At 29.8% G+C, this 25,491-nt stretch carries 25 protein-coding genes and 1 other RNA gene; 24 read left to right on the forward strand and 2 right to left on the reverse strand.

The window, feature by feature from the left end; all coding sequences use genetic code 11:
- The first annotated feature begins 26 nt into the window (after positions 1-26).
- From VIM70_RS09195 to VIM70_RS09265, 15 genes are all read left to right on the forward strand, one after another.
- Positions 27-782 carry a 16S rRNA (uracil(1498)-N(3))-methyltransferase gene (locus tag VIM70_RS09195; protein WP_331945456.1) on the forward strand — a complete coding sequence of 252 codons (756 nt, stop codon included), beginning with the start codon at positions 27-29 and terminating at the stop codon, positions 780-782.
- Positions 779-2,086 (forward strand): tRNA (N(6)-L-threonylcarbamoyladenosine(37)-C(2))-methylthiotransferase MtaB, encoded by a 1,308-nt coding sequence (gene mtaB, locus VIM70_RS09200; protein ID WP_331945457.1) that lies wholly within the window; start codon positions 779-781, stop codon positions 2,084-2,086. The genes VIM70_RS09195 and mtaB overlap by 4 nt, the downstream gene beginning before the upstream one ends.
- Positions 2,087-2,176: 90 nt before the next feature.
- Positions 2,177-2,527 (forward strand): histidine triad nucleotide-binding protein, encoded by a 351-nt coding sequence (locus tag VIM70_RS09205; RefSeq protein ID WP_331945458.1) that lies wholly within the window; start codon positions 2,177-2,179, stop codon positions 2,525-2,527.
- Positions 2,528-2,757: 230 nt separating this feature from the next.
- On the forward strand, positions 2,758-2,934 hold the full coding sequence (gene rpsU, locus VIM70_RS09210; RefSeq protein WP_216305181.1) for a 30S ribosomal protein S21: 177 nt from the start codon (positions 2,758-2,760) through the stop codon (positions 2,932-2,934).
- Between the two features lie 355 nt (positions 2,935-3,289).
- Positions 3,290-3,574: a sporulation protein YqfC gene (gene yqfC / locus VIM70_RS09215; protein WP_331945459.1), complete on the forward strand. Its 285-nt coding sequence runs from the start codon at positions 3,290-3,292 to the stop codon at positions 3,572-3,574.
- Positions 3,567-4,724, forward strand: a complete 1,158-nt coding sequence (gene yqfD, locus VIM70_RS09220) for a sporulation protein YqfD (RefSeq protein WP_331945460.1) — start codon at positions 3,567-3,569, stop codon at positions 4,722-4,724. The genes yqfC and yqfD overlap by 8 nt, the downstream gene beginning before the upstream one ends.
- A 49-nt stretch (positions 4,725-4,773) precedes the next feature.
- Positions 4,774-6,876, forward strand: coding sequence for an HD family phosphohydrolase (locus VIM70_RS09225; protein WP_331945461.1), 2,103 nt, complete (start codon positions 4,774-4,776; stop codon positions 6,874-6,876).
- A 42-nt stretch (positions 6,877-6,918) separates the two neighbouring features.
- On the forward strand, positions 6,919-7,419 hold the full coding sequence (gene ybeY, locus VIM70_RS09230; protein WP_331945462.1) for an rRNA maturation RNase YbeY: 501 nt from the start codon (positions 6,919-6,921) through the stop codon (positions 7,417-7,419).
- A gap of 62 nt (positions 7,420-7,481) precedes the next feature.
- On the forward strand, positions 7,482-8,180 hold the full coding sequence (locus tag VIM70_RS09235; RefSeq protein ID WP_331945463.1) for a diacylglycerol kinase: 699 nt from the start codon (positions 7,482-7,484) through the stop codon (positions 8,178-8,180).
- Positions 8,181-8,342: 162 nt separating this feature from the next.
- On the forward strand, positions 8,343-8,741 hold the full coding sequence (locus VIM70_RS09240) for a cytidine deaminase (RefSeq protein ID WP_331945464.1): 399 nt from the start codon (positions 8,343-8,345) through the stop codon (positions 8,739-8,741).
- Between the two features lie 19 nt (positions 8,742-8,760).
- Positions 8,761-9,642, forward strand: a complete 882-nt coding sequence (gene era, locus VIM70_RS09245) for a GTPase Era (protein ID WP_331945465.1) — start codon at positions 8,761-8,763, stop codon at positions 9,640-9,642.
- The gene (recO, locus tag VIM70_RS09250) at positions 9,639-10,406 is read left to right on the forward strand and encodes a DNA repair protein RecO (RefSeq protein ID WP_331945480.1); all 768 of its coding nucleotides are present in this window, start codon (positions 9,639-9,641) and stop codon (positions 10,404-10,406) included. The genes era and recO overlap by 4 nt, the downstream gene beginning before the upstream one ends.
- 41 nt (positions 10,407-10,447) lie before the next feature.
- Complete coding sequence (locus tag VIM70_RS09255) at positions 10,448-11,071, forward strand: DUF4342 domain-containing protein (protein ID WP_331945466.1); 624 nt, start codon at positions 10,448-10,450, stop codon at positions 11,069-11,071.
- Between the two features lie 239 nt (positions 11,072-11,310).
- Entirely contained in the window at positions 11,311-13,947 is a 2,637-nt protein-coding gene (gene ppdK, locus VIM70_RS09260) for a pyruvate, phosphate dikinase (RefSeq protein ID WP_331945467.1), read from the forward strand.
- 248 nt (positions 13,948-14,195) lie between these two features.
- Positions 14,196-14,369, forward strand: a complete 174-nt coding sequence (locus VIM70_RS09265; RefSeq protein WP_331945468.1) for an FmdB family zinc ribbon protein — start codon at positions 14,196-14,198, stop codon at positions 14,367-14,369.
- A 120-nt stretch (positions 14,370-14,489) separates the two neighbouring features.
- Here the strand turns inward: VIM70_RS09265 and VIM70_RS09270 are convergent, their stop codons facing one another.
- Positions 14,490-15,560: a CotS family spore coat protein gene (locus VIM70_RS09270; RefSeq protein ID WP_331945469.1), complete on the reverse strand. Its 1,071-nt coding sequence runs from the start codon at positions 15,558-15,560 to the stop codon at positions 14,490-14,492.
- Between the two features lie 218 nt (positions 15,561-15,778).
- On the opposite strand from VIM70_RS09270, the gene VIM70_RS09275 reads away from it, so the two are divergent.
- The 8 genes from VIM70_RS09275 to VIM70_RS09310 all read left to right on the forward strand — a co-directional run bounded on the left by VIM70_RS09275 (position 15,779) and on the right by VIM70_RS09310 (position 23,355).
- Positions 15,779-16,807 (forward strand): deoxyguanosinetriphosphate triphosphohydrolase, encoded by a 1,029-nt coding sequence (locus tag VIM70_RS09275; protein ID WP_331945470.1) that lies wholly within the window; start codon positions 15,779-15,781, stop codon positions 16,805-16,807.
- Positions 16,808-17,045: 238 nt separating this feature from the next.
- Positions 17,046-18,815, forward strand: a complete 1,770-nt coding sequence (gene dnaG, locus VIM70_RS09280) for a DNA primase (RefSeq protein ID WP_331945471.1) — start codon at positions 17,046-17,048, stop codon at positions 18,813-18,815.
- Between the two features lie 22 nt (positions 18,816-18,837).
- Positions 18,838-19,935 carry an RNA polymerase sigma factor RpoD gene (rpoD, locus tag VIM70_RS09285; RefSeq protein WP_331945472.1) on the forward strand — a complete coding sequence of 366 codons (1,098 nt, stop codon included), beginning with the start codon at positions 18,838-18,840 and terminating at the stop codon, positions 19,933-19,935.
- A gap of 98 nt (positions 19,936-20,033) precedes the next feature.
- Positions 20,034-20,921: a PH domain-containing protein gene (locus VIM70_RS09290; RefSeq protein ID WP_331945473.1), complete on the forward strand. Its 888-nt coding sequence runs from the start codon at positions 20,034-20,036 to the stop codon at positions 20,919-20,921.
- 11 nt (positions 20,922-20,932) lie between these two features.
- Positions 20,933-21,622, forward strand: coding sequence for a class I SAM-dependent methyltransferase (locus VIM70_RS09295; RefSeq protein ID WP_331945474.1), 690 nt, complete (start codon positions 20,933-20,935; stop codon positions 21,620-21,622).
- A complete protein-coding gene (locus tag VIM70_RS09300; protein WP_331945475.1) occupies positions 21,613-22,428 on the forward strand; it encodes a Nif3-like dinuclear metal center hexameric protein in 816 nt (271 codons plus the stop codon). Before VIM70_RS09295 ends, VIM70_RS09300 begins: the two co-directional genes overlap by 10 nt.
- A gap of 51 nt (positions 22,429-22,479) precedes the next feature.
- An RNA gene (rnpB, locus tag VIM70_RS09305) (RNase P RNA component class A) lies at positions 22,480-22,852 on the forward strand.
- Positions 22,853-23,163: 311 nt separating this feature from the next.
- A complete protein-coding gene (locus VIM70_RS09310) occupies positions 23,164-23,355 on the forward strand; it encodes an EscE/YscE/SsaE family type III secretion system needle protein co-chaperone (protein WP_331945476.1) in 192 nt (63 codons plus the stop codon).
- A gap of 244 nt (positions 23,356-23,599) precedes the next feature.
- On the opposite strand, the gene VIM70_RS09315 is transcribed toward VIM70_RS09310, so the two are convergent.
- Positions 23,600-25,087 (reverse strand): glycosyltransferase, encoded by a 1,488-nt coding sequence (locus tag VIM70_RS09315; protein ID WP_331945477.1) that lies wholly within the window; start codon positions 25,085-25,087, stop codon positions 23,600-23,602.
- A 235-nt stretch (positions 25,088-25,322) separates the two neighbouring features.
- Here VIM70_RS09315 and VIM70_RS09320 point away from each other — a divergent pair.
- Positions 25,323-25,491: sugar phosphate nucleotidyltransferase (locus VIM70_RS09320; RefSeq protein WP_331945481.1), on the forward strand; the 169-nt coding region annotated here is incomplete at its 3' end.

The following is a 25,491-nucleotide window of genomic DNA, read 5'->3' on the forward strand; positions in this document are numbered from 1 at the left end:
AGCTAAAGCTTAAGGGAGAATAAATAATGCATAAATTTTTTGTACCAAAAAATAGTATAGATGGTTATAGTGCAACTATTGATGGAGAAGATGTAAAACATATATATAAGGTATTAAGGCTTCAAGTTGGTGAAAAAGTAAGTGTAAACAACTGTGAAGGGAAAGAGTATGTAGGGGAAATAACTTTTATAGATAAGAATTTAGTTAATATTAATTTATTAGAAGAAAGTTCTATAAATAATGAAAGCCCTATTGAAGTTTACTTATATCAGGGTATGCCTAAATCAACAAAAATGGATTTAATAGTTCAAAAAAATACAGAATTAGGAGTTAAAGCAATAACCCCTATAATTACAGAAAGAGTAGTAGTTAAAACTGAGCTTAAGGAGTTTAAAAAGGTTGATAGATGGAATAGGATAGCTCTTGAAGCCTCAAAGCAAAGTAAGAGAAGTTTGATACCTCAAATCAATGTTCCTATAGAATTTGAGGTTCTGTTAGGAGAATTAAAGCAAATGGATTTAGTGGTAGTTCCATATGAAAATCAAGAAGGTTATGGCATAAAGAAATTAGTAAAAAACATAGTTAAAAAGAATATTAATAAAGTTGCTATTATCATAGGACCAGAGGGTGGATTTGAAGAAAGTGAAATATTGAATTTGAAAGAAGTAGGAGCCGAGATAGTAACTTTGGGACCCCGAATACTTAGAACTGAAACTGCAGGATTTACGTGTTTAAGTCTTATAATGTATGAACTCGGAGATCTAGGAGGAAACGCGGAATGAAAGTTGCAATTGCTACCTTAGGATGTAGAGTAAATCAGTATGAATCAGAAGCAATGGTAGAAAAATTCATTAGAGAAGGATTTGAAGTAGCAGAATTTGACGAATTTTCAGATGTGTATGTTATTAATACTTGCACTGTTACTAATATGGGTGATAAAAAGTCTAGGCAAATGATTGGTCGTGCAAGACGAGTAAATAGCTCAGCTGTTATTGCAGTGGTTGGTTGTTATGCACAAATAGCAGCCACTGAAATAGCAAAGATCGAAGGCGTTGATGTTGTTTTAGGTAGTCGAAATAAAGGCGATATTGTTTATTGGGTAAATAGATATATAGAAGAAAAGATGCAGATTATTGAAGTTAGTGATGTTCTGAAAAACCAAGTATTTGAAGACTTAAATATCAAAGAGTATAAGGACAGAACAAGAGCATTTATAAAAATTCAAGATGGGTGTAATAGATTTTGTTCTTATTGCTTAATTCCTTATGCAAGGGGAGCAGTGTGTAGTAAAAAACCTGATAAAATCTTAGCAGAGGTTCATGAATTAGCTGCAAATGGCTTCAAAGAGATTCTCTTGTCAGGAATACATATAGCATCTTTTGGGTTGGATTTAGAAGACGGATGGAATTTAGTTAGAGTTTTAGAACAGCTAGACACAGTTCCTGGTATTGAAAGGATAAGAATAGGGTCCATAGATCCAACCTTTTTTACAGGGGAAGTTATTGAAAAAATAAAATCCTTGAAGAAACTATGTCATCATTTTCACCTTTCACTGCAAAGCGGATGTGATGAGACACTTAAGAGGATGAATAGGAAATATACAGCGCAGGAGTATAAAACGGTAGTAGATAATTTAAGGTCGAATATCCATGAAGTATCTATAACAACTGATGTAATTGTGGGCTTCCCTGGTGAAACAACCAAGGAATTTAATGAAACTTATGCTTTCTTAAAGGATATAGAATTAACAAAAATGCATATTTTCAAGTATAGTCCAAGAAAAGGAACTAAAGCTGCTGGAATAAAAGAACAGGTTAATGGAAATATAAAAGAACAAAGAAGTCACACTCTTATTACACTGAGCGATGTGCTAGAGAAAAAATTTATAGATAAATTTATTGGTAAAGATATGAACGTTTTATACGAGATAAAATCAAGTCATAGTGTAAATGACTTTGAAGGATATACAAACAACTATATAAAGGTTATTGTAAAGTCTCAAAAGAACATAGAGTGTGAATTTCATAAAACTAAACTCATAGAATGTATGGGTGATCATATAAGTGGAGAGGTAAAAGAATTATAATGATTTTAGAAATTAATAAATAAATACACAGGAGAATAGAGTTTTATGTTGAATAATATAATATAGGATAAAATGAATGGAGGTGATCATATGGAAAATGAAGAGTGTATTTTTTGTAAAATCATAAAAAAGCAAATTCCTTGTGAAACCATTTATGAAGATGATAAAGTTATAGGATTTATGGATATAAGCCCTGAAGCTCCTGTACATGTTGTAATTATACCTAAGCAGCATATTGATAATTTAAATTGTTTAAAAGAAGAAGAATCAGAAATTATAGGTCACATATTTATAGTTGCAAAGAAAATCGCAAAAACCTTAGAGATTGCTGAACGTGGATATAGAATTGTTACAAATTGTGGAGAAGATGGGGGTCAGTCCGTCCAGCATTTACATTTTCATCTATTAGGAGGAAGGATGCTTAAGTGGCCACCTGGTTAACATATAAGGCATATGGTAACTAATTAGCAAGTTATTTTTTCATGGAAACAACTGATTTTTGAAATGTTAAATGCCCAAAATATTTTACAAGTAAATATAATATTTGTGTCAAAAGGTTAATGAAAATGTTGACATTATGTAAATTTGTGTTGTATAATAAAAAATGTGCTATTTAGGCCCCGCATTAGCTGCTTTTAAATTGAATTGAGCTAGCGGAGGGAGGGATAATGATGTCAGAAATTAAAGTCGGATCAGACGAGACAATTGAGAATGCTTTAAGAAGGTTTAAGAAAAAGTGCGCAAGAAGTGGAGTTCTCGGAGAAGTAAGAAAAAGAGAGCACTATGAAAAACCAAGTGTTAAAAAGAAATTGAAATCAGAAGCTGCAAGAAAGAGAAAATTTAAATAGAATTTTTGAAAATGGAAAGAGACAAGATTTGTTTTTTAAAGTTATAAAAATTTGAAATCTTGTTAGAATACCTTCCTCAGCAGTTAAATGGATCAGAAAAATAGAGCTATTCAGAGAAGCAGTGGTATAATTGGGAGCTAATGGCATGAAGTACATGAGAAAATTATGTTTGCCTTATTGCTTAAAGTTATAGGCAATGCAGAGGGTAAGCTTGTTAGTAAATAATATTTGAACAAATAAAAGATTCAGCATTTGCTGGGTCTTTTTTTAATTAGTAAATTTTAAAACCTAAAACTGTAATTTCTTAGAGCTTTTTTTCATAAATTTAATATGAAGTATTTTATGAGGTGAGTATATGGATAACAAATTTTATAAAGCAAAAGAAATTATAGCCAGCAAATTAGAATTGCCAAGAGATATATTATTAGATTTACCCAAAATCACTATTTTGGCGAATAATGAAATAAACATAGAAAACCATAAGGGAGTAGTAATTTTTGAAGAAGAAGAAATAAAAATAAACTCAAATGTGGGTCCAATCTCAATATACGGTAAAAATTTTAAAATATTATTTATAGGAGGAAACACAATAACTTTAAGTGGTAACTTTAAGTCTGTTGTGTATGAAAGCCATGAATAATTTTAAAAAGTACAAAAAAGGTATTATTACAATGGAAATTCAATCTTTAATGCCAGAGAAATTTATAAATTTACTTTGGAAAAACGGGGTTGTAGCAAAAAATATTAAAAAGATTAATATAACAACGGTTGTTTTAGATGTTAGATTAAGTGATTATGCTGAAATAACAAAAGTAGCAAAACGAACCAATACTAAGGTTAAGATTATAGGAAGGATTGGGTTGTCATTTCTTTTAATTAAATTGAAAAGTCGATCAACACTTCTAATTGGAGTGGTTTTGTTTGGAAGTTTGATATATTATTTATCCACATTTGTATGGAACATAGAAATAAATACTGAGAATTATATAAGCCCATATGAACTACGCAATCAAATTAAAAGTCTTGGAATAACACCAGGCCTCAAAAAGAAAGACATAGATGTTTACGCGCTTGAAAGTGAAATCACAAGAAGCAATGACGAAATAATGTGGGTGAAAGCCCGGATTGACGGTGTTAAGCTAAAAGTTGATATAATAGAAAGACAAACACCACCTATTATAATTAGTAATCAAACACCTTGCAATTTAATAGCCAAGAAAGATGGTATAGTGGCAAGAGTATTTACTACCGAAGGTACAGCTATTGTGCTTAGTGGAGACACAGTGCAAAAGGGAGATATACTAGTTAAGGGGGAACAAGGTAAAGAAGGAAGTGTTTATCCTGTACGTGCAGAGGGTGAAGTTATAGCAAAAACTTTTTACGAGGCAACAAAAGAAGTCCCACTTAACAATCTATCAAGAGTTAAAACAGGAAACAGTATAAGTAATTTATATATTAAATTAGGAAATAAAAAAATTTATCTTAAAAATAGCATAATTCCATATAGTAATTATGATAAAATAGAAAGTAATAATAAATTTATATATAAAGAAATCTACAATGAAATTGAAGAAAAAAATATTCCTGTGGATCAAGTTAAAATTGTAAAGGAAATGTTTTCTAATATTTTGAGAAATTTAGATAAAAGTGTAAAAATAGTAGACAAAATTGAAAATGTAAAAAAGGAGAAAGATAAGTATTTAATAAAAGTGTTAGTAGTTGCTGAAGAAGATATTGCGACAGAAGGTAATATAGCATCTGAACAAAATAACGAATATAAGAAAAAATAAATATTACCATATTTTTAGTTTACGTGAGAAGAAAAGGTGGGGATGGGGTATGAAAAATATTAGTGAGCTTATGAAACTTAATAAAGCAAAACCATATTTAGTTTTTATAATTACGGCTATTATAATGTATTCAATTTTAGTAACAGCTTTAGTTCCTAAGAAGTATACGCTAAATGTGGGGGATATTGCAAAAGTAGATATAAAGGCTCCTAGAGAAATTGAAAATGAAATGGCTACAGAAAGCAATAGAGTTAAGGCTGTGGAAAGTGTAGGAAAGAAAACAATTAAAGTTCCAGTAAGTGAGTCAGCTTCAAAAAACATAGAAAGATTATTTTCTACAGTGATAAAGTTAAATTCTAGTGACATTAATGAATCATCTACTGTAAAACTAGAATTAGAAAAGGCAAAAATAGCCTCACTCAAAAAGACGAGTGCAATTTCTAATTTTACCCCTGAAAATTATCAGACACTATTAAATCTTGATGTTAAAGAAGCTACTGAGTTAGAAAATTTTCTGAAAAGCACTATGACAACCCTTTATGATGTAACCACAATAAATGAAAATAAGCCTGAAGAAATTGTCATGGCACAAGTGATAATTACCACAGCTTTTAATAATTCTAATTTTACTAAAAACATAAGAGGAATAGGGATTTCTATTGCAAATCAAGAAGTTCATCCTAATACAATTTACGATAAAGCAGGCACGGAGTTATTAATAGAAGATGCTAAGAAAAATGTTAAACCTGTTATGATTAAGAAGGATCAAATTATTGCTAAAGAGGGCGAACCTGTGACCTTTGAACAAAAGGCATTACTAGAATCATTAGGGTTACTAGATAATACTACTAATTTTGCTTGGTCCTTATATTTAAGTTTAGCAGGACTTGTATGCTTGGTAATCTTTCTTCAATGGTATTATTTACATAAGTATCATAGGCAAATATTTGATGATACAAAAAAATTAATTATGCTTAATATTCTTAGTATTATAGCAATACTATTAGCTAGAACATTAGGAATAATATCTGTGTTTGTGATACCACTAGCTTGTATTCCAATGCTTATGACTATTTTGATTGGTGATGAAGTAGCAATAGCTTTAAACATTCTAAATTGTATTCTTATAAGCGTTGCAGTTAATTTCAATTTTGAAATTACAATACTTGCGGTGCTTAACTCTATTGTAGGGGTTATGTTATTAAAGAAAATGCAACAAAGAAATGATATATTATATTCATCTATATATATTGCAATGATAAACCTTATGGTATATCTCTCTATGGGATTTTTGCTTAGCAATAGTATTATTGATGTTTTAAAAAAAGCAGGAATGCTGTATCTTGCAAGTCTCATATCTGGAGTACTTACTATAGGTTTTCTACCTTTTTTTGAAAGTTTTTTTGATATAGTGACCACAGTGAAACTACTAGAATTATCAAATCCAAATCATCCATTATTAAAGAGGTTACTTTTAGAAGCACCAGGAAGTTATCATCATTCTGTACTTGTAGCTAATCTATCAGAAGTTGCTGCAGAACTAGTTGGTGCGAACCCTGTTCTTGCGAGGGTATCTGCGTATTATCATGATATTGGAAAGATAAAAAGACCTTATTTTTTCAAAGAAAATCAATTAGGAAATGATAACCCACATGATAAAATAACTCCAAATTTGAGTACACTAATAATTATCTCTCATGTGAAAGATGGGTTAGAACTAGCAAAAGAATATAAAATACCTAAGGTGATTCAGGATTCTATTGGTCAACATCATGGTACGACTTTGGTTAAGTATTTTTATGTGACTATGAAAAATTCTAGTGATAATCCTGAAGAAATTAAAGAAGAAAATTTTAGATACCAGGGACCAACTCCTGAAAGTAAGGAAGCGGCAATTATAATGCTTTCGGATGTTGTAGAAGCTGCTGTAAGATCGATTCCAAATCCTACCAAAGGTAAAATTGAAGAAATGGTTAATAATCTAATAAAAGCCAGGCTTAATGATGGACAATTAGATAACTGTGATTTAACTTTAAAAGATTTAGAAAAGATTCGAGTAGCATTTTTAAAAGTACTTTCAGGAATATACCATGAGAGAATAGAGTACCCAACGGAGAAATGGCAAAATGATAAAGAACATGAAATGAAATAATAAGTTGTTTTCATCTAAAGGTAGAAGGGAGTAAAAATAGGTATGATTTTTATTGATAATAGACAAAATAAAATTGAAGTTACAAGGGAACTTGAAAAGGTGATAAAAGCTGTTATTGAGTATACACTTAAAGAGGAAAAATTACTTATTGATAATGAAGTAAGTGTTATATTCATTGACAATGAAGAAATCAGAAAAATAAATTTAGAGCAGCGGGGTATAAATGAAATTACTGATGTATTATCTTTTCCCATGTTGCATTATCCGGAAAACAAGGTTTTCAAAGAGGTGTATATAAATTATAAATTCGACCAGAATGACTTATATGATGAAAAATTAGTAATTGGAGATGTTGCATTATCACTAGAAAAATCAAAGCAGCAAAGTGAAGAATTTGGTCATTCATTTATCAGAGAATGTGCTTACTTAACAGTTCATTCCATTTTGCATTTGCTAGGGTATGATCACATGGAGGAGGCTCCTAAAAATATTATGAGAAAAAGAGAAGAGGAAATATTAAATAATTTTAAAATATCTAGGTAGAATAAAGTTATATCTGATTCACGCAAAATACTATGCTAGAATATTTTATAAGGTGGTTAAGCATGAAAGTTAAGAAATTAGTTGATAGTTTTAATTATGCTATTAAAGGAATAATATACTCAATTCGTACTCAAAGAAATATGAAGATACATATGTTATCTACTATAATAGTGCTTACGGCAGCTTTTTTTTACGATTTGTCGAAGGTAGAACTTTTGATTATTACTATAACAATAACACTTGTAATAGTGGCTGAAATGATAAATACTGCGGTAGAATGTGCCATAGATGCTACAACGAATTTTTACCACCCATTAGCCAAAATTGCTAAAAATGTTGCGGCGGGTGCAGTGCTCGTAACTGCTATAAATGCAGTTTTGGTGGGATATGTTATATTTTGGGATAGAGTGACCCCCTTTAATATGACAGTAATGTCAAAGCTTAAAAAATCTGACCCTGACATGATCTTTTTTATACTTGTTATAGTTTGTATTGCGACTGTTGTAGTTAAGGCAATTTATGGCGAAGGCACTCCACTTAAAGGTGGGATGCCAAGTGGTCACAGTACTATAGCTTTTTCAGTAGCAACAACTATAACATTATTAACTAACGAACCTTTAATTATGATATTATCTTATTTTATAGCTTTACTTGTTGCACAAAGTAGGGTTGATTCAGAAATTCATTCTATTTTAGAAGTAGTTTTCGGTGCTGCTTTTGGAACTTTGTTAACCTTACTATTATTTAATATTCTAGGATAATTTATTTTTTATTTTAAATGACAAACATGCTAATATAATTATAATATTATTGAAATACTAATATTTAGTGATATAATTAATATACATGAAAAATCGCATATAATGCGGTTTTTCATGTATATGTGTTTTTTACAGCTAAATTATTTAATTAGGGGTGTACTGATGAATTATAAAAAGTTAGCTAAAATTGCAATAGATGCTAGAGAAAATGCATACGTGCCTTATTCGAAATTTAAGGTAGGAGCAGCAGTTATTACTGATGATGGGTCAATATATACTGGATGTAATATTGAAAATGCTTCCTACGGTGCTACAAATTGCGCTGAAAGAACGGCGATTTTTAAAGCTGTATCAGAGGGCCATAGAAAAATTAAAGCTATTGCAATAGTGGGGGATATGTCAACAAATACATATCCATGTGGTATTTGCAGACAAGTTATAGCTGAGTTTGCTACAAAAGATATCGAAATCATATTAGTGAAAAATGAAGAAAATTATATAATTAAGACTATGGAAGAAATATTACCGGGCGCTTTTACTAAAGAAGATTTATTAAAGTAAGATAACAAAAGGAGGAAATATGTTTAAATCGGGATTTGTAACTATTATTGGACGACCTAATGTAGGAAAATCTACATTGATAAATTATATTATGGGGGAAAAATTATCAATTGTGTCTAATAGACCCCAAACCACAAGAAACAATATTCAAACTATTTTAACAACAAAGGAATCTCAAATAATATTTGTAGATACTCCAGGAATGCATAAACCTAGACATAAATTAGGAGAGTATATGGTTAAAGTAGCAAAGCAATCTGCTAGCGAAGTAGATGTTATATTATTTATAACTACCCCAGGAGATGAAATTGATAAAGGTGATATGCATATTCTTGAACAGTTTAAAGATACAAAGATTCCAATTTTTTTATTAGTTAATAAGATTGACGAAAATACTCAAGAGAGGGTAGCTAAAACCGTTCAAGGGTATTCAGAGTATTTTAATTTCAAAGAAATAATACCAATTGCTGCCATAAAAGGTAAGAATGTTGAGATAGTTACTAAACTTGTAGAAGAGAACATTCCAGAAGGGCCTTTATATTACCCAGAGGATATGGTCACAGATCAACAAGAAAGATTCATTATTACTGAAATTATAAGAGAAAAAGCTTTGAAATTATTATCACAAGAAGTGCCCCATGGAATAGCAGTAGAAATTATTTCTATGAAAAGAGATAAAAAAGAAATCTACAATATTGAGGTTAACTTACTTTGTGAAAAAGATTCTCATAAGGGTATAATAATTGGAAAAGGTGGAAAAACCCTAAAACAAATTTCCACTTATGCAAGGCAAGATATAATGAAATTATTAGGGGAAAACATACATTTGAGATTATGGGTAAAGGTAAAAAAAGAATGGAGAGATACTTCAAGTATTTTAAAAGAGCTTGGATATAAATAGGGGATGATTTTCTGGCAATTTTAAAAACTAGAGCTATTGTCATAAAAACACAAGAGTTTAAAGAAAATGATAAATTAGTATGGCTTTTTAGTGAAGATTTTGGTAAAATAACAGCAATAGCTAAGGGTGCTAGAAAAAATAAAAGTAGATATGTATCATCCACATTACCTTTTTGCTTTGCCGAATTTGTTCTTTTTAAAGGTAAAAACTTATATACTATAAACGAAATAACAATTATAGATTCTTTTCAGCAATTATTAAGAAACTTGGACACAATTACTTATGCATCATATTTTAATGAATTAATTGATATAACCCTTGAAAATGATGAGGTCCATAAGGAACTTTTTAAAGATTTAGTTGCTGCGTTTTATTTTATAAAAAATGATGTTATGGATATAGAAGTTTTAGCTAGGACATTTGAAACAAGGATTCTAAGGGCGACAGGTTATGAATTAAATTTTAATCAATGTGTTAAATGTAGAAAAAAAATAACTATATCTAATTATATTGATTCCATATCATATGGTCCAATTTGTAAAGAGTGTGAAAAGTTAAATAGTATATATATTTCAAATCCTACATATAATACACTAAAATTCTTAAATAATTTTGGAATGGATAAAATCAATAGAATTGTTGTGTCTAAAACATCAAAGAGTGAATTATATAAAATTTTGTCTTTTATAATTTCTCAAAGTTATACGAGGAAGCCAAAGAGTTTAGAAATGTTTAATTATTTAAAGGAATACAGCAATGAATAGTTGTTTGTACTCCTAAGTAAATTATAAGGAGGAAGATTTTAATGGCAGAAATCACGCTAGAAAAAATTGACATTATCAAAGAACGAACAGGGGTTTCATATACTGATGCAAAGGAAGCATTAGAAGAATGTGATAGTAATGTAGTTGATGCATTGATTTATATCGAAGCAAAAGAAAAGAAAGCAAATAAATTTAACATGGACGATATGTATACTAGTAAGGATGAATTTTTAGCATGGATAAAAGAGACAACACAAAAGGGAAATGTAACAAGGATAAAAATAAAAAAAGATCAAACTGTGGTTATAGACATACCTGTTAATGCCGGTATTGCAGTAGGATTATTTGGATTAATATATCCTGCACTAATTGGCATAGGTATATTAACTGCTGTGCTCACAAAGGTTACTATTGAGATAACCAAAGCAGATGGCAGTGTTGAAGTTATTAATACTATTATTAAAAATACAGTTGATGACTTAAAGGGAAAAATGAGTGATCTAGGTGAAGATATGAAAGAAAAATTTAATGATACAAAAGACAATTTAAGCAAAAACATGAAAGATAATAAAGATGATAAAGACAGCAATAATGAAAATGTATATCAATATACTGTTAAATTTGATGAAAAAGAAAAAGAAAAAGAAAAAGAAAAAGAAAAATAATATTTTAATTTTGTAAAGCTAGCAGCTATTAGTTGCTGGCTTTTTAAAATTAAAAATCTAATATAGTAACAAAAAAGTGATTAAGAGTCTTACATATCGTCATAAAAACGTGGTATAATATTCAAATGGGTATGTAAAATTATAGTGTTATTTCAATTTGTGAAAACGTTCTTTTTACATAAATACCATTTTTATACCATTATCATCTATAATTTATAATAAAAGGGGTTGTAGGCAATATGGAAAATAAAAAGTATGTATACCTTTTTAGTGAAGGTAATGCTTCAATGAGAAATCTTCTAGGCGGTAAAGGTGCAAACCTTGCAGAGATGACTAATCTTGGTATTCCAGTACCACAAGGATTCACAGTTACGACAGAAGCTTGTAATAAATACTATGAAGATGGGCAACTAATTGCATCTGAAATTGTTAGTGAAATTAATGATAAAATGGTTGAACTTGAAAAAATTACTGGAAAGAACTTTGGAAGTTTAGATAATCCATTACTTGTTTCAGTTAGATCTGGTGCAAGAGCATCAATGCCTGGAATGATGGATACAATTTTAAATCTTGGATTAAACGATGATACAGTAGAAGTTATGGCAAAACTAACTAGTAACCCAAGATTTGCTTATGACTCTTACAGAAGATTTATTCAAATGTTTGCTGATGTTGTTATGGGTATTGAAAAAAGAAATTTTGAAAACATTATGGATAATATGAAAGAGTCAAAAGGCGTAAAATTCGATACAGAATTGGATGCTAACGATTTATTAGAGTTAGTTAAACAATTTAAAGCGTTTTATAAAGAAACTAAAGGTGAAGAATTCCCAAGTGATCCAAAGAGTCAATTAATAGAATCTATTACAGCAGTATTTAGATCATGGGATAATCCTCGCGCTAATGTATATAGAAGATTAAATGATATCCCAGGAAGTTGGGGAACAGCAGTAAGTGTTCAAGAAATGGTATTTGGTAACAAAGGGGATACATCAGGAACTGGTGTTGCTTTCTCTAGGAATCCATCCAATGGAGAAAAAGAAATATTTGCTGAGTACTTAATGAATGCACAAGGTGAAGACGTTGTAGCTGGAATAAGAACACCACAAGATATATCACAACTTGGAAAAGATATGCCAAAAGTATATGATGAATTCATGGCAATTGTTAATACCCTTGAAAACCACTACAAGGATATGCAAGATATGGAGTTTACAATTGAAGATGGGAAATTATATTTTCTGCAAACAAGAAATGGTAAGAGGACAGCACAAGCTGCACTCAAAATTGCGGTTGAACTCGTTGAAGATGGAATGTTAACAAAGAAAGAAGCTTTGATGAAGGTAGATCCGAAACAATTAGATACATTGCTTCATCCTAACTTTGATGCTTTAGAATTAAACAAATCTAAAGTTATAGCTAAAGGATTACCAGCATCTCCTGGAGCGGCTTGCGGAAAAGTTTATTTTACAGCTGAAGATGCAAAAGTTAAACATGAAGCTGGCGAAGAAGTAATTCTTGTAAGGCTTGAGACTTCACCAGAAGATATTGAAGGTATGGTTGCTGCAGAAGGCATTTTAACAGTAAGAGGTGGAATGACATCACATGCTGCAGTTGTTGCAAGAGGAATGGGAACTTGTTGCGTTGCAGGTTGCTCTGAGATAAAAGTTAATGAAGAAGCTAGGACTTTTCAAATAGGACAAACGGTTTATCATGAAGGTGACTTTATTTCAATGGATGGAAGTACAGGAAACGTGTATGCTGGTGTAATTAAAACAGTTGAACCTGAAATAAACGGCTATTTTGAAATATTTATGGGTTGGGCTGATGAAATAAGAAGCTTAAAAGTTAGAGCTAATGCTGATACTCCAAAAGATGCAATGCATGCAGTTAAATATGGAGCTGAAGGTATAGGATTATGCAGAACAGAGCACATGTTCTTTGATTCTGATAGAATAATGACTATAAGGGAAATGATTGTTGCAAAGGACGAAGATTCAAGAAGGGTAGCATTAGAAAAATTATTACCAATTCAAAGAGGAGACTTTATAGGAATCTATGAAGAACTTAAAGAAAAACCAGCGACTATCAGGTTTTTAGATCCGCCACTACATGAATTTTTACCACATGCTGATGAAGATATAAAAGAATTAGCAAAAGAAATGGGAATAACTTATGAAGAATTAAAGGCTACTGTAGAATCATTACATGAATTTAATCCAATGATGGGGCATAGAGGGTGTAGGCTTGCCGTATCATATCCAGAAATAGCAGAGATGCAAACTAGAGCGATTATTGAAGCTGCTATTGATGTTAAAACTAGAAAAGGATATAATATTGTTCCAGAAATAATGATTCCTTTAATTGGAGAAGTTAAAGAATTAAAATATGTCAAAGATGTAGTAGTAAGAATAGCTGATGAAATCATAGCTGAAAAGGGCAGTGATTTAAAATACATGGTTGGTACAATGATTGAAATACCAAGAGCAGCTCTTACCGCTGACTTAATAGCAAAAGAAGCAGAATTCTTCTCATTTGGAACAAATGATTTAACACAAATGACTTTTGGATTTTCAAGAGATGATGCTGGAACCTTCTTGAAACATTACTATGATAAGAAAGTTTATGAATTTGATCCATTCCAAAAATTGGATCAAACGGGAGTAGGCAAACTTATTAAAATGGCTGTTGATCTTGGAAGATCAACTAATCCTACTATAAAACTTGGAATATGTGGAGAACATGGTGGAGATCCTTCTTCTGTAGAATTCTGTCACAATGTGGGACTTAATTATGTATCATGTTCACCATTTAGAGTTCCAGTTGCAAGACTTGCAGCAGCTCAAGCTGAAATAAAAAATCCAAGAAAAAAATAGTATAAAAAGAATAGGGTATTGTAACTTAATTTCATTATTGATTTTAAGTGCAATACCCTATTTCTATTAAAGGACTGTATTATAAAACATAATTTTAAAAGAAGAAACGTTATTATGGAACACCTTAATTAAATGATTATGGAGCACTTTTGTGGTAAGATATAAGAGATAAAAAGTGGTTATATTGATATCGCCTATCATTAAATATCGTAGGTGGATAATAAAACAGCAAATAAGAGGTGAACAATTTGACATATACATATAAATGTAATAAATGTAATATGGAATTCACGATTGAAAAAGGTATGAATGAGGATATTGAAATTAAATGTGGATGTGGTAATGCTGACGTTAAAAGAATATATAGTGTACCTTATTTTAAGATTAATTGTAATGGATTTTGTGGAAAAATAAAAAATTAGATGGTAAGAATATAAAATGTCATTAATAATAACAAATATAATCACATTGTTAATAAACTTATTAACGGTGTGATTATATTTGGAAAAAATGTTATAGAAGAGAATGTCGATGTAATTATATTAATTTAAACTAATTTTAAATTTGTTTTCAATATGGGTTTTAAATTTAGCAACAAAATCTAATTGATATTCATTTTTGTTAGTTGCGTTATTTAGTAGATTTAAGAATGCTTTTTTATTACATTTATTAATATTACCATAATAATCTCTTGATATTTTCCAATACCTTTGGGGGAAAGCTAAATAAACAAGAATATATTTATAATCATCCAAAGTTAAAGGCATAATTTTATCATATAAATCTAAAAAACTTATTGCCAGCTTTAAATCCCATTTTGTACTATCTCTTTTAAGTAGTCGTCTTAAAGAATAAGAAATATCATGTGCACAAAAGTCATTTCTACATTTATCAAAATCAATCACCCATATTTCATTATTAGTATCAAAGATAATATTTTTATTAACATAGTCAAGATGACATAATGATTTTGTAAGCTTATTAAGATTTATATCATACGCAATGCTTGCAGAACACTTAGCTAATTTACTACATATTTCAAAATGCTTAAGATATAGATTTGAAAAGGCATCATTATATTTATAAGCTAAATTAGAAAAATTAAGAAGACTTTCATAGTGTTTATATATGGAAGTGCTTAAGGGACTGTAGTTCTCCTTCATTGAGCTACCACATATAGGTTTAAAGTTAATACTTACTTTATGCATAGTTGCGAGATTTGTACTGCATACTAGAATATGATCTATGTTATCGTAGTCGCATTTTATGCCATTAACCCAAGGAGTTAGTATAAATAACATATTATTATAGTTTACAAATCTACTATTAGTGTTTGTTTTCAGAATCCGAGGTACGTGGATATTATTTCTATATAACCATTCTATAGCTGAATACACAAATAATAAATCTTTTATAGAGTAATAAACTTTTTTCAAACAATAACATTCGTCGTAGTACTGTACTTTATAAACTGCTCGTTGTTTATCAGTATCTTTAAATTTAATTTGCGATATATCAGCATTAGCCAAGTTATATTGAGGTAAAATGTTTTTTTTCACATTTTCTTCAGATAATAAATTTATATTATTAAAATTTTTAGCCGTAGATGGCATCTCAACACTCCTAAAAAATTATTACATTATTAGAATATTAATAAAATATTAATATTATACGTTTAACGTAAAAAAAGGGAAATTAATTTAATTTGTAGAATACTAACTAATATAACTCTAAAAAATAAAAAGCATGTTGACAAGTTCTTTTTGAATATACATAAATTAAAGACAAAATAGATAATTACATAGTTAGTTTTAAGTTTAGGAGGTAATTTATGAATATCCGCCAAAAGATAGAAAGAAATGAAGGTCTTTGTATTATACAAAATGGGGCATTATCCTTAAACTCAAAGGGCCGAAAAAAAATAGAAGAAAAGGATGATGTAAGAACTTGCTATATGGTGGACAGAGATAGGATAATACATAGTAAATCTTTTCGAAGATTAAAGCATAAAACTCAAGTATACATACAGACTAGTAGTGATCACTATAGAACAAGATTAACACATACCTTAGAAGTCGCACAGATAGCTAAAACTATTGGGAGAGGAATAGGTTTAAATGATGATTTAATAGAAGCTATAGCGCTAGGCCATGATATAGGGCATGTTCCATTTGCACATAATGGTGAAGAGGTACTCAATGATATTTTACCTGGAGGGTTTAAACACAACCAAAACAGTATTAGAGTTTTAACAAAAATTGAAAAACTAGGTAAGGGGCTTAATTTAAGCCTTGAAGTATTAGATGGGATACTTAATCATAGTGGTTTTTCCGAGACCTATGGAAAAGCAGCAACATTAGAAGGTCAGGTTGTTAGATATAGCGATAAAATTGCATATGTTAATCATGACATAGATGATTCTATAAGAGCTGGATTATTAAAAGAGGATATGTTACCTTTAGATGCAATTAAAATATTGGGTGCCAATCATGGAAGTAGGATAGATACTTTAGTTAAAGATTGTATTTATAATACAATAAATAACTTAGATAAGGGCAACATAGCTGTATCACTTAGTGAAGAGGTTGGAAATGCATTACGTGATTTAAGAAACTTTATGTTTGAAAATATATACAAAGGTGAAATATTGCAAGAAGAAAGACAAAAAGCACAATTTGTATTAAGACAAGTATATAAGTATTACTATAACAAACCTCAGGCTATGCCAGACTTTTACCAAAAAATAGTAGGAGATGAAGGGTTACATACAGGAGTATCTGATTATATTTCTGGTATGAGCGATGATTATTGTTTAATGCTTTTCAATAACATATATGTACCTAAAGTTGTTATTTATTAAAATATGGAATAAAAGAATTTTAAGTTTAACAAATATAACAAATATAGCAATATAAAACTTATATAGAAAAAAATAAAAAATAAAAACGAAATTTTGAAGGAAATTTGTGGTTTATAAAGAATATATTATAAGCAGACAAAATTATTATTAAATAAAGTGAGTTTAAAGAAGGATAATAGACTTATTTGTCGAATAAAATTATATTGTGAACTTATATAAGTAAGGTGGTAATAATTAATTGATTGCTGAAGATGTCATCCGGAAAATAAAGGAACAAAATGATATTGTGGATGTAATATCTGAGAGGGTTAAACTAAAAAAGGTGGGAAGAAATTATACTGGTCTTTGTCCTTTTCATAATGAGAAGAGTCCGTCGTTTTCTGTGTCTCAAGACAAACAAATTTATAAATGTTTTGGATGTGGGGAAGCTGGAAATGTAATCAGTTATATTATGAAGGACAGGAATGTAACTTTTCCCGAAGCAGCAAGGGTCCTTGCAGAGAGAGCTAATATTAGTTTGGAAGTAGACAATGAAGAAAATAATCTGCAAAAAAGCATGTATAAAAAAATGCACAATATTAATGTAGAAGCTGCTAGGTATTTTTATGATAATTTAAGAAAGGATAAGAAAGCAGAAATATATTTTTCAAACAGAGGTATTACGGAAGTTACTATGAGAAAATTTGGGTTAGGGTTTTCTTTTGATAAATGGGATGGTTTGTTAATATACCTAAAAAAGAAAGGTTACTCAGAACTTGATTTATTTAATATAGGATTAATTATTAAAAGTCCTAAAGGGTCCTATTATGATAGATTTAGAAATAGAATAATGTTTCCTGTGTTTGACTATAAAGGCGGAGTAATTGGATTTGGAGGAAGGGTTTTAGATGATTCAAAACCCAAATATTTAAATTCACCTGAAACTCCATTATTTCACAAGGGGTTAAACCTTTATGGGTTGAATTTTGTAATTAAAAATAATAAATCTCGAACTATAATAATTGTTGAGGGATATATGGATTGTATTTCACTTCATCAATATGGGTTTTCAAATGTTGTTGCGTCACTTGGTACAGCACTTACTATTAATCAAGCTAAATTATTGAAAAAACATGTGGATACAGTTATTATTTCTTTTGATGCGGACATTGCAGGAAAGGCTGCAACCTTAAGGGGACTAGAGACATTAAGAAATGAAGGGTTTGATTTAAGAGTGTTAACAGTTCCAGAGGGAAAAGATCCTGATGAATATATAAAAAACAATGGAAAGCAGGCTTTTCAAAAATTAGTCGATGATGCTCTTCCTTTGATAGATTATAGACTAAAAAGAGCAGGAGAGGGAATAAATTTTTCAAATAGTGAAATGATAATACAGTATATAAAAAAGGTTACTGAAATTGTTGTTGACTTAGATCCTGTTGAAAAAGATGTCTATATAAAAAAGGCTTCTGAGGACACAGGCATCAAAGAACAAGCAATATATGACGTTTTAAGAGAAGAAATAAGTAAAAATACAAAAAATAGTAAAAAAATGAATATACAACAAGATTTTGGACAAAAATTATATTTAGAGCCAGCATATATTAAGGCTGGAAGAAATTTATTGAAATTCATGTTTTTAAATGAAGAAAATTGTGATTATGTTTCGCAAAACATGAACGTAGAACAATTAGTACTTCAAAGTCATAAAAGTATTTATGTTTTAATTGTTGAGTATAAAAACTCAACAGTAGATGAAAAAAATAAGAATATTGAATTTATATGTAATGATATAGAATGTACAAAAGAATGGATAAACATTAGGGAAATTGAGTTTTCTGAAGATGAAGATCAACATAAAAAACTTATAAATGACTGCATAAAGGAACTTAAAAAATTCAAGTTAGAGGAGTCGAAAAAAGAAATTATGAATAAAATCAAACAATATGAAGCAAAAGGTTTATTAGAAGAATCTATAAAATTAGCGCAACAACTCATAGAAATACAAAAACATATAACACAATTATAGTAATTAGAAAGGAGGTAATACGATGAAGGATAAAAGTTCGAAAATGACTATTGTCAAAAAACTTATTGAAAAAGGAAAGAAAAAAGGATCCTTAACTTATAAAGAAGTAATGGATGAACTTTATGAAATAGATTTAAGCCCAGAACAAATAGAAAAGGTTTATGAAGTTTTAGAATCAATGGAAATTGACATTATCGGGGATATGCACGAAGCTGCAGCACCTGCGACTGGTGCTCAAGCAGAGGCTGAACCAGAAACTGAAGAACTTGATGTTAGCATACCAGAAGGTATATCTATAGATGACCCTGTTCGGATGTATTTAAAAGAAATTGGAAAAGTTTCACTATTATCATCAGCAGAAGAAATTGATCTTGCTAAAAGAAATGAAGAAGGAGATCTTGCTGCTAAGAAAAAACTAGCAGAGGCTAATTTAAGACTTGTAGTAAGTATAGCTAAGAGATATGTTGGGAGAGGAATGTTATTCCTTGATCTTATTCAAGAAGGTAATTTAGGATTAATAAAAGCCGTTGAAAAATATGATTATAGAAAAGGATTTAAATTCAGCACATATGCTACTTGGTGGATTAGGCAAGCAATAACTAGGGCTATAGCTGACCAAGCAAGAACAATTAGAATACCAGTACATATGGTTGAAACTATAAATAAACTTATTAGAGTTTCGAGGCAATTACTACAAGAACTTGGACGTGAACCTCAACCAGATGAAGTTGCTGAAAAAATGGAAATGCCAGTAGCAAAAGTTAGAGAAATTATGAAAATTGCACAAGAGCCAGTATCTCTTGAGACTCCTATAGGTGAAGAAGAAGATAGTCATTTAGGAGATTTTATTCCTGATGATGATGCCTTAGCACCAGCGGAAGCTGCTGCATTCACTATGCTTAAAGAGCAATTAATCAACGTTTTAGATACTTTAACTCCTAGAGAAGAAAAAGTTTTAAGACTAAGATTTGGACTAGATGATGGCAGAGCTAGGACCCTCGAGGAAGTTGGAAAAGAGTTTAATGTAACTAGAGAGAGAATAAGACAAATTGAAGCAAAAGCTTTACGAAAATTAAGACATCCAAGTAGAAGTAAAAAACTAAAAGATTATCTAGATTAAAACAGCTTATTTAAGCTGTTTTTTTTCAGTTAAATTATGGTTAAATTATTTACATGGCTGATTTATTTATGATATAATATTATATAGAAGGTGATTTAATGGATAATTATAGGTCGAAGCAAGGACGCGGGTTAGGTTTTATGCTACTGACGACTGCACTATATAATATATTAATTTTAGTAATACTAAGATTTACTAACTCATATGTTATATCTAATTTATTAAAGCTTTTATTAGTGTCTTGTAATATATATCAAGTGTATTACATGTTATTGTTTAAATCACTTAAATGTACTATTAACAAAGATAATCTTAAAATTCATGCTATTTGGTCATTTAAAAAAGTGATTTTACCATTTAGTGAAATTGAAGGATATGCTATGTCAAGCGGTACTATTAAAGGCGTTAGGCTTTATGGCATCAGTACAAATAACTTTGCAATGGGAAGATTTGTGATTGATAGATTTGGAATATCTAGGATGTTTGTTACAGACAATAAAAATATTTTCTATATTAAAACCGAGCATATGAATTACGCAATTTCACCCATGGATTATAAAAAATTCGAAGAAGCACTAATAGATAACGGTATACATGAAGTGGAATGGAAATGTAAAGTGAATAATAGTTATAACCTTCATAAAGACAAACATTTTATAATACCTTTAATTGCAGTAAGTATAATAATAATAGTACTTACTTTAAATCCGTTTATATTATATCTGAAACATGGGATACCAGATGTTATGCCATTAATTTTTGATGCAAAGTTTAAACCAATAAAAATAGGTACAGGCCAGCAATTTGCATTTACACAGATGATTTATGGAGTATTAAATATGGCTTTGCTTTTTTGTATGTATTATGCAAGTTACTTTTGTGCAAAATATGATAGAAAGTCATCATATAAATATATTTATATTTCACTAATTGTGGCAATGATATTTTTAATTATGCAGTTTAAAATATTAATTAACTTTAGATAAGGATGAAGATTATGGAACTTAGTATAAGATTGAAAACAATTGTTAGTATGATAGAAAAATGTGATAGTGTTATTGACGTAGGGACGGATCATGGGTATGTTCCGATTTATTTAGTGAAAAATTATATAATAAAAAAAGCTATTGCGTCTGATATTAATAGAGGGCCAGTTGAGAAGGCCAAAAATAATATAATACTTAACAATGCCTCTTCGCAAATTAGTTGTAGACTTGGAAGTGGGTTATCTACAGTTAAAAAGGGAGAAGTACAGATTGCTATTATTGCAGGTATGGGTGGCAATTTAATAAGAGATATCTTGGAAGATGACTTAGAGGTTGTTAAAGAATTAAAATATATAGTGCTCCAACCAGTTCAAAATGCAGAGGTTTTGAGGGAATATTTATATAATGCCGGATACGATATCCTTGACGAAGAGATTTGCATCGATGATGGTAAATATTATGAAGTTATTAAGGCTAAATATAATACTATACCCGTGAAAGTTGATAATATATATTATGAAATAAGTAAGATATTATTAGATAAAAAACACCCAGTGATGCGAAAGTTTATAGAATATAAATTAGAAAAATATTTAAAAGTATATAATTCATTAAACGAGATTACAATTGCATCCAAAAATAGAAAGAAATGTATTTATGAAATTATAAACAGACTTAAGGAGTTTTTAAGATGGTTTTAAGAGTGAAAAATATAGAGCACATGATGGAGCAGTATGCCCCGACTGTGTTAAAAGAGGATTACGATAATGTAGGACTGATGGTTGGGGATTCAGAGGCAACTGTAACAAAAATCTTAATAGCATTAGATTGCACAATGAACGTTGTGATGGAGGCAAAGGATAAAGGGTGCAATTTTATATTGACTCATCATCCTCTCCTTTTCATTAAACCTAGAACTATTACCAGGGGCACATTAGTTGGGAAAAAGATTATTGAGCTAATAAAAAATGATATAAATGTATACTCAAGTCATACAAATTTAGATTCTGTTAAAGGTGGTTTAAATGATATTGCCACAGAAATTTTAGGGTTTAATAAATACAAAATTATAGAACCATCAAACAAAATATGTTCTATAGAATGTAATGATGGAATTGGTAGATTAGTGACTTTAGACCAACCAATAAGTCTTGAGGAATTATGTGAGAATGTAAAAAAAGCATATGATGCAAAATCTATAAGATATGTAGGATCCAATAATGATTTAATAAAAACTATAGCTATTATAAATGGCAGTGGAGAAGATTTTTTTTATGAGAGCATAAAACTTGGAGCAGATTGCATTATTACAGGGGATACAAAATACCATGGAGCTTGTGATTTATTAGAAGAAAATGTAGCATTAATTGATGTTGGCCATTTTGCTACGGAGTGGAGACCATTTAAAATATTTGGAGAAAAATTCAAAAAAAAACTTGTAGAAAATGGATATGACAATGATGTTATAATTTCAAAAAATACTTTTGATCCTTATAAAATTAAGTAGTGGGAAAGTATTATTTGCTTTTGTTTTAATAGTATGATAATATAGTTCTTGCGAGTAAGCCAGACAATCGCTGCTGAAATTATTGCATGCAGTAACTTCAGGAGAGGAAAGTCCGAGCTCCACAGGGCAGGGTGCTGGGTAACCCCCAGTGAAGGCGACTTTAAGGAAAGTGCAACAGAGATATACCGCTAAAGGTATTGCATTTTTGCAATATACTAGCAAGGATGGAAAGGCGAGGTAAGAGCTCACCAGCGCACTGGCGACTTTGCGGCTATGTAAACCCCACTTGGAGCAAGATCGAATAGGAGAACATTTTGGGACGGCCCGTCTCGTTCTCGGGTGTATCGCTTGAGCTTATTGGTAACAATAGGCCTAGATAGATGATTGTCAAATACAGGACTCGGCTTATAGACTTACTTGTACCAAAAAACACTATGTTTAATGCATAGTGTTTTTTATTTTGCTACCGCTTTACCACCCAAAATTTTATTTAATTTTTTAATGAGAAGGCAATTCATTAAAAGGTTACGTGCTTAATTGGGGTGTAGATTTTATTATTGAAAATCTTCAAAGTGATTAAAACTTTTAAAAATGAGTCATTACAGGTTTTTATGTCAGAGTATGTATTGAAAAATAAATTAATCTTATCATGTATTTTTTATTCTAAATTGTAAATACTATTTATTGTAGCCAATTTCTAAATACATCTTTTAAAAGTTAAGGAGGTATATTTAAATGCAAACTAAAAATGCTAAACAGCATGTTCAAGATGTAACAAATCATCTTCAAGAAGCTAAAAATTGTTTAAACAATGCACTTAGTTCAGTAGAGAAACCTGAAAATAAACAAAAAATTCAAAATACGCTTAATTCAGTAGATGCTGCTTTACAAAATGCAAATACTACAATTTCAAACTATCAGGAATAATTTTAGTAAAGGAGGAGCTTCCCTTATGCTCCTCCTATTAATTTTCACGTTTATAGTTAATTTTTTAAAATGCGGTTTATAAATTTACTGTTTTAAATATTTTCTGAATTTTTTTTCTCCTCATTTTCACAAATATTCTTTAAATCTACCGGATTAATATAACTCAATTTAATCAATAATTTGTGATGAGGTGCTGTTAATAATCACTATTTGTTCGATGTATTTAAAGTGTGAATTACTCTAGTCAAGGTCTGTACAAAAGAGGTTCCAAATATCTATTACCTAAATAATCTAATTCACAGAATTTACGAATATTACAAAATTGTTCGTCATAAGTGTAATTTAAAAATTTATTGTAAATATCAATTAATTCTATAGTTTTTTTGTTCTTATCATATTCGGTCATTCCACTCCAAATACCACGGACATTCTTTCTGTATATCGTCATTGCTTTTCTAATGTGGCCTATTTCTCCAAACATTGAAAATACAATATTTAGCATCCAATCGCCAACGAACATTTCAAAAAATCCATTAGGAATATGATTAAAATATTTGCTATAATAAAAACAGCAGGAGATATTTCCTATAAAATTTATGCTTGTTATATCTGGTGTATTGAAAATATCACCTTTAATTTGTTGCTGTATATTATAAAAGTCATATTCATTTCCATTTTTAATTATTATATCATCGAATGAAATAGAGCATTCTGGGTGGCTTTCCATAAAATCTATATGAGTTTGTAATTTGTTCTCATCATCCCAGTAATCATCACCGTCAATTAACGCAGTATACCTGCTTTTGCTACAAGCTATTAATAACCGCTTTAAATTTTTTACCATGCCTAAATTTTCTTCGCTTTTCAAATATTCAAAAGTTACGTTTTTGCCAACTGCTACATTATTAATATAGTTTTCAACAATCCCAGCGGTACCGTCGGTGGATTTATCTTCACAAATAATAATATTTAAGTTAAAATCACCCTTTTGTATAATTATTGAATTAAGACAATCAACTATATATTTTTCGTGGTTATATGCTAATACACCTACATTTACGGTATTTTTTTCCTCTTTTGTTTTATTCTCTATCTCATGCAACCTAGAATATAGATTTTTCAATTTATCTGATATATTAATTACTGCACTGTTTAAATTTTTCTGGTTTTTCATAAGTATGCCGAAATTATTTGTTTCAAATAATATTATATAATCATTTTTATATTGATCATAGCAGCGTTTTATTGAAACCCTGTTTATGCAGTCAATTACAATAATTCCACCCTCTCCTATTAGTGGTGTGTAATTATTAATATCAGCCTGTACACTTTTAAAATCATTGTTACCATGAATATGAAGCATATCTATTTTTATATCTTTGAAATATGGAGCAGCTTCTGTGGAAGTTTTTCTTATAATTTCAACAACATTAGAAAGTTTAAATACTTCTGTATTCATTACTACCTGATTATACATGACTTCAAAGTCTATTCCTTGTAAAGGTTCAATTCCATAAGCTTTCCCTTCATTATCTTTAAATGCCTGAGCAACAGAAAATAGACTCCTACCTTTATACACACCAATCTCCACGTAATTTTTCAACTTAAGGAAAGATGCTAAATATGCCATAATATAACATTTAGATAATGGGTCACCCTTTTTACCATCATTAAAAAAATAATGGCTTTGAATATCTTTAAGTCTATTAAATAGACTGTTTTCCCATTGCATTATCTTCACTCCCATTTTGTAATGTTTTCTAATTTCTACTTGTTAACATCTAATATCGCATTATTATATGTTAATTTAATTAAAAGTGTACAGGCATTGTTTAAAATTTATAAGTCACCAAGCTTGTACACTTTGAATATATTAGTTTGATAACTTTAATAATATTAAAGCAATTAATTATTAGAAGTTAATATATGAATAAGTTATAAGACCTAAGATTTATAAGGAGGCAAAAATGAAAGGTATTATTTTAGCTGGAGGCTACGGAACAAGACTATATCCAGTAACAAAAGCAATATCAAAACAAATACTCCCAGTATACGATAAGCCAATGATATATTATCCATTATCCGTATTAATGCTTGCAGCTATAAAAGAGATATTAATTATTTCAACACTTAGAG

Source organism: Clostridium sp. (genome assembly GCF_036569345.1).
Taxonomy (GTDB): Bacteria; Bacillota; Clostridia; order Clostridiales; family Clostridiaceae; genus Clostridium_AD.